Here is a 14,098-nt window from a genome sequence, read left to right on the forward strand (position 1 = left end):
TTACTAATTAAATGATCAAAGAGAGAACGTTTCTTGCAATTAAACCAGATGGAGTTCAGAGAGGATATGTTTCAGAGATTATTGGAAGGTTTGAAAAAAAAGGCTTTAAATTGGTAGGTTTAAAACAATTAATTCCATCAAAGCAACTTGCTCAAGACCATTATGGGGTACATAGAGAGAGACCTTTTTTTAGGGATTTAGTCGACTTTATATCAAGTGGGCCTGTGGTTGCGATGATTTGGGAAGGAGAAGGGGTAATCTTAAGTGCAAGAAAATTAATTGGGGCTACAAAACCACTTGAGGCTGAACCTGGCACTATAAGAGGTGATTTAGCTATTGATATAGGTAGAAATATAATTCATGGTTCAGATGGAGAAGAAACTGCAAAATTTGAGATAAATTTATGGTTTGATCAAGACGAAATATGTGATTGGGAGACTTCTGATTCTGAATGGCGAGCAGAAAATTAAAGAAATTTATATTTAAAATCTATTAAAACTAAATTTTTTAAGGAAAGTAGTTTCAATATTGTTGAGAGTTTTTTCTTGAATTAATTTGAACATAATATCGCTTGTAATTGCTGAAAAGAGCACTCCATTCCTGTAATGTCCGGTAGCTATATAAAGATTGACGATTTGAGTTTTTCCAATTATAGGCTTGAAGTCAGGTGTACAAGGCCTGAACCCCCACCAATGTTCCATTTGTGGCCAGTTTAATGCTTCTGGTAATAAAGATTTAATACCCTCCTGAAGTTGATTTATGCCCTTTGGTGTATTTCCTTGATTAAATTCGGCCTTATCTTCAACCGTTGCTCCAACAACTATAAGACCATCGTCTCTAGGAACTAAGTAAGTATTAGGACCAAAAAGAACTCTTTTAATAGAATTTTCTGGACCTTGTATTGAAAGCATTTGTCCCTTTACAGGAAAGATAGGTAAGTTATTTAAAACTTTTTTACTCCAAGCACCGCAACATAGAATTACTTTTTCCCCAAAAATATTTTTTATTTCTCCAGTAGCGTTTAAAACTTTTGCACCAAGAATTTTATTTTTTTCTAAGATTAATTCTTTTACATCTGCTCCTTCTTGGAACTTGACCCCATGCATAGAACATGCACGCTCAAGAGCACGCATAAGCCTCCTTCTATTATCTATTTGGCCGTCTTGTTCAAAAAGTAATCCATGCTCCCAATTTGTATTTATTCCACTGATTTCTTTCTGCAGGTTTTTCTGATTTAAATATTTCCCATATTTATAAGTTTTGAATTTCTTCAATTTTTTTAAATTTTCAAACGGTACTACTATTCCACATTTTTTTAAACCACAATCAATGCCACTATCTTGTTCGATATTTTTAATCCATTCTGGAATTAAATTTTGACTTTGTTGTCCAAATATGAGTAATTCATCTTCAAGTCCCTCAGCATGGGTGGCTAGCATTCCCGCCGCAACGAATCCAGCAGATTCGCTTCTGTTTTTGCTTAAAACTTCAACTTTAAATTTATTACGTGCAAATTCATAAGCAATAGATAAACCTATTAATCCCCCACCAATAATTAAAATTGTATTTTTAGTTTCTGATTCCATTTAATTATTTTTATAATTTAGATATGTTTTGATCCTCTTTTACCTTATATCCAATAAGATTAAGAGAGGAATATTTAATAATGAAAAATTTAGAACCTTGGGAAGCTGTGATCGGTTTAGAAACCCATGTCCAGCTTAATACTAAAAGCAAAATATTTACATCTGCATCAACAGCTTTTGGTGATGAACCTAATACTCATATTGATCCTGTTGTTTGTGGTTTACCAGGAACTCTCCCTGTTTTAAATAAGACTGTTTTAGAGTATGCAGTAAAAACTTCTCTAGCTTTAAATTTAAATGTGGCAGAACATTGTAAATTTGATAGGAAACAATACTTTTACCCTGATTTGCCTAAAAACTATCAAATCTCTCAATTCGATGAACCTTTAGCAGAAAATGGCTGGCTAGAAGTTGAAATATCAGAAAAAGATAAAGAAACATACTTAAAAAAAATCGGTATAGAAAGACTTCATATGGAAGAAGATGCTGGTAAGTTAGTTCATGTAGGAAGCGATCGATTGGCCGGCTCTAAATATTCATTAGTTGATTACAACCGCGCAGGTATAGCACTTGTCGAAATCGTAAGTAAACCAGACATTAGGACAGGTAGAGAGGCATCAGAATATGCTTCAGAAATAAGAAGAACTGTTAGATACCTTGGTGTTTCAGACGGAAATATGCAAGAGGGTTCACTCAGGTGTGATGTGAATATTTCTGTAAGGAGAGGCCCTAATGCTCCTTTCGGTACAAAAGTTGAAATAAAGAATATGAATTCTTTCTCTGCTATTCAAAAGGCTTGTGAGTATGAAATAGAAAGACAAATTGATGTATATGAGAATGGAGGGGAAATTTATCAAGAAACTAGGCTTTGGGACGAAGCTAAGCAACTAACAAAAAGTATGAGATTAAAGGAGGGTAGTAGTGATTATAGATATTTCCCAGATCCTGATCTTGGCCCAATTGAAATATCAAAAGAACAAAAAGATAAATGGCTTAATGAATTGCCTGAATTACCTTCTAAGAAAAGACAAAAATATGTCAAAGAATTAGGGTTGTCATCATATGATTCAAGAGTTATTTCAGATGAAGTTTTTATGGCAAACTTTTTTGAAGAAACCGTAGCAAACGGTGCCGATCCCAAACTTGCCTCAAATTGGATAACAAGTGATATTGTTGGCTATTTGAAATCAAATAAGCAAAGTTTTGTTGACTTAAAGCTTAGCCCTAATAACCTTGCAGAGATGATCAATATGATTTCTAAAAAAGTTATTAGTGGGAAAATAGCAAAAGAAATCTTACCAGAATTAATTAAGGACAATATTTCTCCACAAAAAGTAGTTGAAGAAAAAGGCTTGGCAATGATATCTGATTCTGAAAGTATTGTGCCAATTATTGAAGAACTTATTATTGAATATCCTAAAGAAGTTAAATCTTTTAAAGAGGGAAAAACTAAACTCCTTGGTTTTTTTGTAGGACAACTTATGAAAAAAACTAAAGGTAAAGCAGATCCCAAACTTGCTAATCAACTTATTACAGAAAAACTAAAAAGTTAATTTCTAGAGATGTTTTTGTATTGTATTTACCCATAACTTTTGATCATCTGAATTGTCTAAAATCACATCTGAAAATTTAGATTTATCTTCAAAATTTAATTGAAGATTTATAATTTTCTCAGCCTCATTATTACTGATTTTATCTCTTTTCATAAGTCTTTTTTTTTGGAGTTCTCTTGGACATTTTACTAACCATATTTCAGTACATAGGTCCGTAAATTTTGCTTCAAATAGCAAAGGGATAACTAAAAGTAAAATTTTATTTTTTTCAAATTGATTACATTTTTCTATCATTTTTTCTTTTATTAATGGGTGAAGAAGATTTTGAATCCATGTTCTATGTATAGAATTTTCGAAAATTATTTTTTTTAATAATGCCCTGTTTATTGCATTTTCTGAAGAATACTCATCAACTATTTGAGGTCCAAAATAAGCTAAAACTTTTTTATAGCTATTACTTTTCGGCTTGATTAGTTCTTTTGAATATTGATCTGCATCTAGTATTGGAATGTCTTTATATTTCTTTATGTAGTCAGCTATTGTTGATTTTCCACTTGCAATACCTCCAGTAAGACCTATTCTTCGTTGTTTATTTTTTAATTTTGGTTGGATGCTCATAAATTTCATAAGAATCTATATGGCAGTGTTTTAATTAAAAGAATAGTTATTATGAGTTTAATTTATAAATAAGATTGAGTCAGATTAAGAGTAATTGGTCATTTGTGAGCGATGGCGAAGAAAAGCCTGATGGTTTTTCTTTTGCAGGTATCGTTGCAGGTTTAAAAGATTCTAAAAAAAAAGACCTGGCTTTAATATTAGCCCCAAAAAATAGCATTTGTACTGGACTGTTTACACAATCAACAGTCCGAGCATCCTGCGTAGATATTTGTGAACAAAGGATTAAAAAGTCTTCAGGTCAGATAAGAGCAATATTAATAAACTCCGGACAAGCAAATGCATGTACAGGAGATTTTGGTACTCAACATACTTTGATTGCCACGAAGGAGGTCTCGCAATTATTAGGAATAAATGAAGAAGAAGTTTTAATGTGCTCAACTGGTGTAATTGGTGTGCCCATTCAAATAAAAAATTTAATTGATAATTTACCTAATTTGGTCAAGGAGTTAAAAATAAATAGTTTACAGAATGCGGCAGAAGCTATTCTAACTACTGATTTAGTTGACAAAAAAATAACTATAGAAACATTTATTGAAGGTAGAAAGGTCAAGATATCTGGATTTGCAAAAGGATCAGGAATGATTTATCCCAATATGGCTACTATGTTAGCTTTTCTTACCTGTGATGTTGGAGTTGATAAAGAAGATTGGGATAAGATGATAACTATTGCAGTTAAAAAGTCTTTTAATGCTATTTCTGTGGATGGAGAGACAAGTACTAATGATTCCTTTATAGGAATAAATTCAGGAAACAAAATTGATAAGAAATTTTTATCAAAGATTCAAGCAGGAATTGATATTGTATGCCAAAGCTTGGCAAAAAATATTGCTAGAGATGGAGAAGGCGCAAATTGCTTGTTAGAGGTTTTGGTTGAGGGGGCAAAGAATAATTCAGATGCAATTAAGATGGCTAAATCTATATGTAATTCTTCATTGGTCAAAACTGCAATTCATGGTTGTGATCCAAATTGGGGCAGAATTATTTCAGCTGCAGGTAACTCTGGAATTGATTTTAAATTAGATGTTGTTGATTTATATATTGGAGATTTTCAGATTTTGAAAAAGGGTAAGTTAAATAAATTTGATGTCAACAAAGTTGCCAATTACATGCGAACAAAAATGAATGGTAAATATTTAGTTGAGGATATAGTATCAATAACTCTTAATCTTAATTCTGGCACGGAAAAAGGAACTGCTTGGGGTTGTGATTTGTCTAAAAAGTACGTTGAAATAAATAGCGAATATACTACTTAATTTTTAGCAGCTCAATTGGTAAATATTCGTTTATGTAAAGAAAGAGGATTGAAATAGTTCCTATTACAGAACCAATAAAACTTCCAATAAAATAATTAAATATCTTGGGTTGTATGATTTGTGAGTTTTCTCCATTTTCTATTTTAAAATCAGGAGAATCAACTACTTTTAAGCGCTGATTAGTTGTTGGTTGTTTAAGTTGTTGGTGTCGGATGAGTGCTTCGAAATCAGGCATGGAATTTGAGATGCAATAGAACAATAGGCAGACCAGCCCGTCATTCGACGAGGATCTGATCTTCCTAAATCGTCTACAGCTTCAAATACTGCATTTCCAGATGCTTCTGCTTTATCAAATGCTGAAAGTAAAGGAATAAATGTATCAAAAACGTGTAAACCGAAATTTTCTAACGCTGCCTTAGCTTGTTGAGCTGCTTTTTGTTGTCTAAAATCTACTTTTACAATTACGACTGCATGGTTAACTTTTAAAGTATTTAATAAGCTGGCTAATTCAACAGTTAATTCAACAGACCTCGCTTTTGCGGTTGTGGGTAGAACTACTAAATCTGATCCGTATGCAAGATGTTTAAGTTCTTCTTTATCACTGCTTGCTTGCCCATCTGTAATAACAATTTCAGAGGATCTGGAGGCTTTTGCGGCTGAACTAACTGGAAAAACGGGAAATGGAAGGTTTCCTCTGGATGAGTAGGCTAATGCTGATCTATTTTTATCAGCATCAACGATACATACCTTTTTGCCTTCAGAATGCCAAACACTTGCAAGGTGAATACTTGTACAAGTTTTAGCAACACCTCCTTTTTGACCGCAAACAGTAATAAACAATTTTTTACTAATATTTCCCTTACTTTGGAGAATAATTTCTTAATGTCAATAGGTAATTATTTGAAAAGTTTTAAAATTTATATTTGCTAAATACTTATTTGTGGAATATATAGTTTCGAGTAATCTTAAAAGTATGTCTAAAAAATAGTAAGTGAAAAAAAGAATTGGATTAGGAACATGGTCTTGGGGAAATAAATTTTTTTGGGACTATCAAATTAGTAATGATGATGATTTACGTGAGACTTATAAAGAAGCATTAAAAAGAGGGTTTAACTTAATTGATAGTGCAGATTCTTATGGAACTGGAAAACTTAACGGAAGAAGTGAAGAACTTTTAGGGAAATTTTTACTAGATACTCCTACTTTTCAAAAAACACGCATTCAAATAGCCACAAAGCTCGCTCCTTATCCATGGAGAGTTGGGAATAAAGGCTTCACCAAACCTTTTCTCAAAAGTTTAGAAAGATTAAATAATAAATTAGATATAGTCCAAATACATTGGTCAACTGCAAAATATAATCCTTGGCAAGAATTACAATTATTAAATAATCTTTGTGATTTAATTGATCAAGGTTTTAATTTTCAAATTGGATTATCAAATATTGGACCTAAAAGATTAAAGAAAATTATTCAATACTTATCAAAAAGAGATAAGAAAGTTAAAAGTGTTCAAATTCAGTTTTCTTTATTATCTCCAGATTTCTTAAAACATACCAACGTAAAAAAAATTTGTGAAAATAATAATATTGATTTTTTAGCCTATAGTCCTTTATCTTTTGGAATATTATGTATAGATCCTGAAAAAGATGAAGACAAGCAAAATTCTTTTCTACGTAGTTTGATTTTTAAAAACTATAAAAAATCAACTACTGAATTAAGGAGATGTCTTAAAAAGATTGCTGTTTCAAGATCAGTTTCACAAGCTCAAGTAGCAATTAATTGGTGTTGTTATCAGGGAGCCATACCTCTTGTAGGAATGAGAAAAAAGTCTCAAGTTATTGATATAGCAAACGTTTTTAAATGGAACTTAAATCAAAAAGAATTTCAAATGCTACAACAAGCGTCTACAAAGTGTTTGAAAAAAATGCCTAGCAATCCTTTTTCAAGCTTGTAAAAGAGAGTTAAATACAATTTTATCCAGATATTTTTTTATGATTTTTTATTTGATTATTACACCAAAGTTCCGTGGGAAAGTTTGAACCTGTAAACCTTAAAACTTTAGGTTTTAAGTTTATTAATAAGTCATTAATGTTATTTTTTGTGCTCATTAATATTGTTAATTTCTAACACGTTAAAATATTTTTTTTCTAATCTTCTCAGTATTTATACTCATAAAATTTAAAAAATAATTTCTAATACATTCTCTTGAAGTAAATTTTACAAATTAACGAACATTTTAATACAAAATTTTGATCAATTTAAAATGGTGGAGCCCTTCCAGGCTCCTTGGATCATTTGGTTGATAAGGCTGATATCACCCCATCTCCTTTGAGATCAAGCAGCAACTGGTGCTGTTTGACGGGAGAAACTAACGATTTTGTTAGCGTTTGTGTTTTTGCTCAAACCGAGCAGGCTTCAGTCATCTTCCTTACGCCCCGTCGAAACCATTACAACCCCAAAAGGTAATGGAGTTGAGCGGAATCGAACCGCTGTCCGAAACATCGGTTGAGATCACCTAGTCCAATTGGACATTTATATTCTGGCAGGCAAAATGAGTATTGAATAGTTATTTCATTAATTTTTTAAATATATGAACGTAATTGCATCATCTCCTGAAGGTTTAGAGAAATATTTAGCAAGCGAAATTACTGAATTGGGTGGATTTAATATTAATACCTATAAAAGATCAGTTTCTTTTGAATGTGATTATGCCACTTTTTATAGAATTCATTTTTTTTCAAGAGTTGCATTTCGTTTTTATAGAGAAGTATCACGTTTTGTCTGCTACGACAGGCTTTCTTTATATGAGGGAGTTAGAGATTCATTTGATTGGTTGAAATGGTTACCTTCTGAAAAAACATTTAATGTTCAAGTAACCGGCAGAACTTCATCGTTAAGTCATTCTCATTTCACTGCTCTTGAGGTTAAAAATTCAATAACAGATCTCCAACAATCTGTTTGGAATAAAAGATCTAATATTTCTTTAGATAATCCTGATTTGATAATTCATTTACATTTAAATAATGATCGTGGGGTTCTTAGCCTGCAGAGCACTTTTGAAAGTCTTCATAAAAGGGGCTATAGACCTGCTATTGGAAATGCTCCACTTAAAGAAAATTTAGCTTCTGGACTTTTAAAGATGACTGAATGGAACGGAACTAAACCTTTGGTTGATCTTATGTGTGGTTCAGGAACTTTTTTAATAGAAGCTATTAATCAAATTCTTAAAGTTCCACTTAAATTTCAGCAATTTTATCTTTTTGAAAATTGGCTCGATTTTAATAAAAATATTTATCTAGAAGAGAAAAACAAGGCTCAGAAGAGAGTCTTTACCTTCGAGAAACTATCAAAAATTATTGGTTGTGAGATTAATAAAGATGTTTTTGATCAAGCAAAAGTCAACATAAAAAAAGCAGGACTTAATAACTATATTGAATTACAAAATGATGATTTTAAAAACATTCAATTTAAATCTTCAGAAGGATTAGTTTTATGTAATCCACCTTATGGAAAAAAACTAGGTGATGAAAACAAATTAATTACTTTATATGAGGATATGGGTGAATTTTTGAAGAGCAATTTTTCTGGTTGGGAATTCTGGTTACTAAGTGGGAATCCAAAACTTACAAGATATTTAAAAATGAAATCTTCTTTAAAAATACCTGTAAGCAATGGAGGTATTGATTGTAGATGGATTAAATATTTAATAAGATAATTTATTTTTTTCCTAATACTGCTTTTGTTGTTTTACCTAAACCCTCTAGTGTTTGGGGGAGATAAGGTCCTTTAGCAAGTTTTCCTCCAAGCTTTAAGCTTAAACCTGCAAGAAATAAATCAACAAATATTATTAAAAGTAAATTATATTCAGTGGCCCAATTATTAAACTTACTAAGAGTGAGATAAAAAATAACATGAATACAAATTAAAACTAATAATAATAAAATTCCACCCATAGCAATAAATACTCCCCCACTTATTAATCTTCTCTTTTCTCTATCAACTTCTTGAAGTGCGATTCGGACATGCAAATCCATTACAGAACTTGCAATTGCAGAGATTCTTGAAGCTGTATTAGCAAAGTTTTTGTTTTTAGGTTTATCCATTTATTTATTTCTACTATTAATTAAACTACCTATAAATAATCCTATACCAGCAGCAATAGCAATAGATAAAATTGGTTTTTTTCTAATTGGGGTTTCTAGTTTTGGCCTTAATGTACTGTTCAGTTCATCTAGTAACTCTTCTAATTGACTTTCGATTGGTTCTATTTTATCTGCGATTTCCCAATTATTTTCTTGAATTGAATCAATAATTTGAAATAATTGATTTTTAATACCACTAGCAGATGATCCAGTATGACTTGCTATTACTCCAACTAAATCATCAATACTTCCTTTTGCCGTCTCAAGAGTTTGTTGTGCAATATTAGGCCATCTTTCTTGTATTAACGGAATCAAACTATCGATTTTTTCACGCAACCATTTTTCTGATATGCCTTCTTCCTTTGGCAGATCAGAATCATCAATAGTTTCTTCAATTTCTTTGGGAGGATGAAAAGCTTCCATTAATCAACCTACATATCTTTTACAGTAGTCCGTATTTTCTTAATTTGGAACCCTTTTATTTAGATTTGTTTTTAATAAAAAAATTATAGACATATAAAATTTTATTTACATTTCATTTATCTCCCCTGTTCTGTCTTAAGGTTTTGATAAGCTATTACTGACTTTATTAAATTAAGTTTTTTATTTCATCATGGATATCTCACTTGCAGCAATTATTTTTGCATCCCGTACAATTCCAACTGATTTTGGTTTGGTAGCAGCAGCTATTGCAGGAGCTGGCAGTTTGCTATTTATTGCTTTGAGATTTGTTCCTGATGCGGGTAACTAGGTTTTCCCTTTTTAAGATGAGCTATCTTGTTAGCTCAATTTAATGATTGATTATTGAAATAAAATAAAGTATTGATGTACTAGATCATGAATCGATGGGTTTTACTCGAACATAAGATTCTTGGTACTAAATTAATTGATATTCACTATGATTTTCTTGTTGAAGATAAATTAGACTGTTTAACTTGGAAATTTCACGAAATTCCATCACTAAATAAGGGTGTTGTTAAAATAGTAAAACAACCAAATCATAGATTGGTGTGGCTTTCTAGAGTTAAATATCAACTTTCTAATAATAGAGGTTTAGTAAAAAGAATCGATAATGGAACCTTCACTCGTATTTCTCATAATGAAGACTCTCAAGAGTTAAAAATTATATTGAACGGTAAATTGTTAAACGGTTTGTTCACAATAGATGGGAATTTTTGTCAATTAACGAAAAATAATTAATTTGTTTTTAGAAATAATCTTAATAATTCTCTTGAGATTTTTTGAAAAGTAGCTATTCTTACTTAGCTATTGTGACTTGCGATTGGTATACATCAATCAGGTCGAGTTTGAAAATTTTAAATCTTTTGGAGGAAGTGTAAAAATTCCTCTTGAAGAAGGTTTTACAGTGGTTACTGGTCCAAATGGATCTGGGAAAAGTAATATTTTGGACGGAATTTTATTCTGTTTAGGTTTGGCAAATAGTAGAGGTATGAGAGCAGATAGATTACCAGATTTAATAAATAATTCTAAAGTGAAAGAAGGTAAATCTTCCGAAACATTTGTTTCCGTTAAATTCAATATTGAAGATTGGTCGCCAAGGGAAGATGTCCCACCTTTGGATTTAGAAGAAGATGATATCGCGCTTAAAAGAGGTCAAAAAGAATGGATAGTTTCCAGAAAATTGCGGCTAATGCCTGGGGGCTCATATGCATCGACTTATACCTCTGATGGACGCCAATGCACTTTACAACAAATACAGAAAGTTCTGAGAGATATAAGTGTTGATCCAGAAGGCAGTAATGTCGTGATGCAGGGAGATGTTACAAGAATAGTATCAATGAATAATAAAGAGAGGAGAACCCTGATTGATGAATTGGCAGGGGTAGCTCTTTTTGATAGCAGAATTGAACAAACACATTCAAAACTTAATGACGTTTTTGAAAGACAAGAAAGATGCGAGATTCTAGAAAACGAACTGCAATCTAGTAAAGTAAAGCTTGAAAAAGAATGTGAAAAAGCAAAAAAATATAAAGAGTTGAAGGCAAAACTTTTTCATATTAAGGAGATTGAAAAAGTACTTTTATTCGATAAACAAGTTCAAAATATTGAATTAATTAAGAAAAAAGCTATTAACTTGGATAAGAGTAAGATTTTATTTAATCAACAAAAAGAATCTCTTAGTAAAGAAATACAAGTATTGCAAGATGCAATGCAAATCATGATTGCAGAATTAAAAGAGAAAGGAGAAGATAATTTAATCAAAGTAAATTCTGATATTGGGAGTATAAATTCTAATTTAAGGGAATTAGAAAGAATAGCAGTTGTCAATAAAGAGGAGGGTATTAAATTGCAAGATCAACGCGATAAAATTGCAATATCTAAAAAAAGTACGGAGCTAGAAAAGAATCAACAAGAGGACTTTAATGATAATTATCTAGAAAAATTGAACATCGAGATTCAAGATTTAACGTTAAAACACAAGCTATCTAGAAAAAAACTTTCTGATGCTGCAGGTGAATCAGGTGAATTTTCAAAGCAAAGTATAAAGCTTAATAATGAGTTAGAAAATATAAAATCTTTAGTACAACCTCTTGAATCTAGTAAAAGGAATATTGAAGAGGAAATTATACAAATTAATATTCAAAGAGAAGAAATAGCAACTCAAAATGATCTTTTAAAGTTAGAAAAACAAAAACTATCAGAATTTAATCAAAATAATGAAAAATCAACTGATATAAAAAATCGTAATTTGAGCACTATTAGATCTGAGATTGATACTTTAAAAATTGAAATAGATTTGTTAAATAAAACTAAACTAAGGCTAAACAACGAACAATTAAGGCTTGAAAAGGATTTATCAAGATGTGAAAGCAGAAAAGAAGCTCTAAATGAAACCAGGGGATCATATGCATTAAGAATACTTTTAGAGGCAGGTTTAGAGGGTATACATGGATATGTTGCTCAATTAGGTGCCGTTAATGAAAAGCATAGGTATGCATTGGAAATTGCAGCTGGTAATAGACTTGGACAAATAGTTGTTGATAATGACACTATTGCTTCAAAAGCTATTGAAATTCTTAAAAAAAAGAAAGCAGGCAGATTAACCTTTCTTCCACTTAATAGAATTAAAAGCTATAAAAAAAATTTCGCGCTTAAAAGATTTGAAAATTTTAAAGAGAATGGATTTTTAGATAAGGCTATTAATTTAATTGATTGTGATGATGTTTATGATGATGTTTTTAAATACGTTTTTGGAGATACAGTAGTCTTTTCAGACTTAGAGTCAGCGAAATCATCTAAACAAAAAATTAGAATGGTTACTTTGAGTGGAGAACTTTTAGAAGTGAGTGGGGCAATTACAGGTGGTAGTAAAGTTAATAAAGATCTTGCTTATAGGTTCGGAACCAATAATGATATTGACGAGGCTCACCCCATAAAACAAAGACTATCTATAATTGTAGAAGCTTTAAAGAAATCAGATAATGATATTTTAAATAAAACTAATAACTTGAATAAACTAATTTTTAATCAAAGGGAAATATTAGAGGATTGCGTATCTTCTAATAAAGAAATTGAAGTAAATAATAATGCTTTAAAAGTTTCTATGAAAAGAATTGAAGATAACAATTTGAGGCTTAATAAGCTTAAGTCTCAAAATAATTTATTAAATGATATGTTGGATAACATTCAAAATGAAATAAAACCATATAAAAAAAAGTTGGATGAATTGGAGATGATCCTTAAAAAGAATTATGAAGATAATCAAACATCCTCTTTAATGACTCATAATAATGATTTCGAAAAGTTAGATAAAAAACTTGAATTAATGATTCAAGAGAAAGATGAATTATTAAATAAAAAGAATCAATTTGTTTTAAATCGAGAACGTATAAATAATCAATTAAATCTAATATCTCTTCAAGAAAAGAATCTACAAGAATCAGTTAAAGAGCTATCTAATGCTCATAATGAATGGATAAAGAAAAGAGATGATTATAAAAGTGAGCTAGAGAGTCTTGATGGTCAAAAATCATTGCTTGAAAAGGATCTCGGAATATTAAGAAGAAAAAGGGATGAATTGAATTCATCTTTTTCCAATAAAAGACAAGAAATAAATCAGTTGACCCTTAAGTTGGAATATCTTGAAAGAGATATAAGTTCTCTAAATGAGGAAATGCGTAGCGAAACTATCAAGTTAGAAAATTATAAAGAACAGCTACCTGATCCTTTGCCCAGCTTTGGAGAATATGAATCTATAACTCTTGATTTATTACAATCAGAGATCGTTGTGATTAATACGAAATTGGAAAGTTTAGAACCGGTAAATATGTTGGCTTTAGATGAACTCGAGGAATTGACAGAAAGATTAAATGATTTGATACAAAGACTGGAAGTTTTATCTAATGAAAGATCAGAGTTGTTATTAAGAATAGAAACTGTTTCAACTATGCGACAAGAAGCATTTATGAAGGCATTCATAGAGGTTGATAAGCATTTTAGAGAGATCTTTGCCAATTTATCAGATGGAGATGGGTTCCTTCAGCTCGAAAATCCAGAAGCTCCTTTGGAGGGAGGTTTAACTTTAGTGGCTCATCCTAAAGGAAAAAATGTTAGAAGATTAGCTTCAATGTCGGGGGGTGAGAAATCATTAACGGCCCTAAGTTTTTTATTTGCTTTGCAAAAATATAAGCCTTCTCCATTTTATGCATTAGATGAAGTAGATAGTTTCTTAGATGGTATTAACGTTGAAAGGTTATCAAAATTAATAACAAGTCAGTCATCAAATGCTCAATTTATAGTCGTAAGCCATAGAAGACCTATGATAAGTGCATCTGAACGAACAATTGGTGTTGCTCAAGCAAGAGGTGCTAATACTCAAGTTGTTGGATTACCAAATGCTGCATAATCACACTTTTTTAAATTTT

At 31.0% G+C, this 14,098-nt stretch carries 13 protein-coding genes; 8 read left to right on the forward strand and 5 right to left on the reverse strand.

Annotated elements, in window-relative coordinates:
* The first annotated feature begins 11 nt into the window (after positions 1-11).
* Positions 12-470 carry a nucleoside-diphosphate kinase gene (ndk, locus tag ACTF45_RS01585; RefSeq protein ID WP_288347556.1) on the forward strand — a complete coding sequence of 153 codons (459 nt, stop codon included), beginning with the start codon at positions 12-14 and terminating at the stop codon, positions 468-470.
* 12 nt (positions 471-482) lie between these two features.
* Here ndk and thiO read toward each other — a convergent pair whose 3' ends face one another.
* Positions 483-1,586 carry a glycine oxidase ThiO gene (thiO, locus tag ACTF45_RS01590; RefSeq protein ID WP_288347554.1) on the reverse strand — a complete coding sequence of 368 codons (1,104 nt, stop codon included), beginning with the start codon at positions 1,584-1,586 and terminating at the stop codon, positions 483-485.
* 80 nt (positions 1,587-1,666) lie between these two features.
* On the opposite strand from thiO, the gene gatB reads away from it, so the two are divergent.
* The gene (gatB, locus tag ACTF45_RS01595; RefSeq protein ID WP_288347552.1) at positions 1,667-3,139 is read left to right on the forward strand and encodes an Asp-tRNA(Asn)/Glu-tRNA(Gln) amidotransferase subunit GatB; all 1,473 of its coding nucleotides are present in this window, start codon (positions 1,667-1,669) and stop codon (positions 3,137-3,139) included.
* A 3-nt stretch (positions 3,140-3,142) separates the two neighbouring features.
* Here gatB and coaE read toward each other — a convergent pair whose 3' ends face one another.
* Positions 3,143-3,757 carry a dephospho-CoA kinase gene (gene coaE / locus ACTF45_RS01600; RefSeq protein WP_288347550.1) on the reverse strand — a complete coding sequence of 205 codons (615 nt, stop codon included), beginning with the start codon at positions 3,755-3,757 and terminating at the stop codon, positions 3,143-3,145.
* A gap of 74 nt (positions 3,758-3,831) precedes the next feature.
* Here coaE and argJ point away from each other — a divergent pair, with 74 nt between their 5' ends.
* Positions 3,832-5,070 carry a bifunctional glutamate N-acetyltransferase/amino-acid acetyltransferase ArgJ gene (gene argJ, locus ACTF45_RS01605; RefSeq protein WP_438949225.1) on the forward strand — a complete coding sequence of 413 codons (1,239 nt, stop codon included), beginning with the start codon at positions 3,832-3,834 and terminating at the stop codon, positions 5,068-5,070.
* Between the two features lie 168 nt (positions 5,071-5,238).
* Here argJ and ACTF45_RS01610 read toward each other — a convergent pair whose 3' ends face one another.
* A complete protein-coding gene (locus ACTF45_RS01610) occupies positions 5,239-5,910 on the reverse strand; it encodes a nucleotide-binding protein (RefSeq protein WP_288348264.1) in 672 nt (223 codons plus the stop codon).
* Positions 5,911-6,061: 151 nt separating this feature from the next.
* On the opposite strand from ACTF45_RS01610, the gene ACTF45_RS01615 reads away from it, so the two are divergent.
* The gene (locus ACTF45_RS01615; protein WP_438949226.1) at positions 6,062-7,024 is read left to right on the forward strand and encodes an aldo/keto reductase; all 963 of its coding nucleotides are present in this window, start codon (positions 6,062-6,064) and stop codon (positions 7,022-7,024) included.
* A gap of 636 nt (positions 7,025-7,660) precedes the next feature.
* A complete protein-coding gene (locus tag ACTF45_RS01620) occupies positions 7,661-8,785 on the forward strand; it encodes a THUMP domain-containing class I SAM-dependent RNA methyltransferase (protein WP_438949227.1) in 1,125 nt (374 codons plus the stop codon).
* A gap of 1 nt (position 8,786) precedes the next feature.
* Here ACTF45_RS01620 and ACTF45_RS01625 read toward each other — a convergent pair whose 3' ends face one another.
* Positions 8,787-9,173, reverse strand: a complete 387-nt coding sequence (locus ACTF45_RS01625; protein WP_288348258.1) for a phage holin family protein — start codon at positions 9,171-9,173, stop codon at positions 8,787-8,789.
* Positions 9,174-9,635 carry a hypothetical protein gene (locus ACTF45_RS01630; RefSeq protein ID WP_288348256.1) on the reverse strand — a complete coding sequence of 154 codons (462 nt, stop codon included), beginning with the start codon at positions 9,633-9,635 and terminating at the stop codon, positions 9,174-9,176. It lies immediately after the preceding gene.
* A 190-nt stretch (positions 9,636-9,825) separates the two neighbouring features.
* On the opposite strand from ACTF45_RS01630, the gene ACTF45_RS01635 reads away from it, so the two are divergent.
* The 3 genes from ACTF45_RS01635 to smc all read left to right on the forward strand — a co-directional run bounded on the left by ACTF45_RS01635 (position 9,826) and on the right by smc (position 14,079).
* The gene (locus ACTF45_RS01635; RefSeq protein ID WP_288348254.1) at positions 9,826-9,963 is read left to right on the forward strand and encodes a hypothetical protein; all 138 of its coding nucleotides are present in this window, start codon (positions 9,826-9,828) and stop codon (positions 9,961-9,963) included.
* Between the two features lie 86 nt (positions 9,964-10,049).
* Positions 10,050-10,412, forward strand: coding sequence for a hypothetical protein (locus ACTF45_RS01640; RefSeq protein WP_288348253.1), 363 nt, complete (start codon positions 10,050-10,052; stop codon positions 10,410-10,412).
* Positions 10,413-10,488: 76 nt separating this feature from the next.
* A complete protein-coding gene (gene smc / locus ACTF45_RS01645; protein ID WP_438949228.1) occupies positions 10,489-14,079 on the forward strand; it encodes a chromosome segregation protein SMC in 3,591 nt (1,196 codons plus the stop codon).
* The last annotated feature ends 19 nt before the right edge of the window (positions 14,080-14,098 follow it).

Source organism: Prochlorococcus sp. (assembly GCF_965655815.1).
GTDB classification, from domain to species: domain Bacteria; phylum Cyanobacteriota; class Cyanobacteriia; order PCC-6307; family Cyanobiaceae; genus Prochlorococcus_A; species Prochlorococcus_A pastoris.

Coding starts and splice junctions, on each gene's coding strand:
- ndk (WP_288347556.1), top strand. CDS start 12: ATGATCAAAGAGAGAACGTTTCTTGCAATTAAACCAGATGGAGTTCAG.
- thiO (WP_288347554.1), bottom strand. CDS start 1,586: ATGGAATCAGAAACTAAAAATACAATTTTAATTATTGGTGGGGGATTA.
- gatB (WP_288347552.1), top strand. CDS start 1,667: ATGAAAAATTTAGAACCTTGGGAAGCTGTGATCGGTTTAGAAACCCAT.
- coaE (WP_288347550.1), bottom strand. CDS start 3,757: ATGAGCATCCAACCAAAATTAAAAAATAAACAACGAAGAATAGGTCTT.
- ACTF45_RS01620 (WP_438949227.1), top strand. CDS start 7,661: ATGAACGTAATTGCATCATCTCCTGAAGGTTTAGAGAAATATTTAGCA.
- ACTF45_RS01625 (WP_288348258.1), bottom strand. CDS start 9,173: ATGGATAAACCTAAAAACAAAAACTTTGCTAATACAGCTTCAAGAATC.
- ACTF45_RS01630 (WP_288348256.1), bottom strand. CDS start 9,635: ATGGAAGCTTTTCATCCTCCCAAAGAAATTGAAGAAACTATTGATGAT.
- ACTF45_RS01635 (WP_288348254.1), top strand. CDS start 9,826: ATGGATATCTCACTTGCAGCAATTATTTTTGCATCCCGTACAATTCCA.
- ACTF45_RS01640 (WP_288348253.1), top strand. CDS start 10,050: ATGAATCGATGGGTTTTACTCGAACATAAGATTCTTGGTACTAAATTA.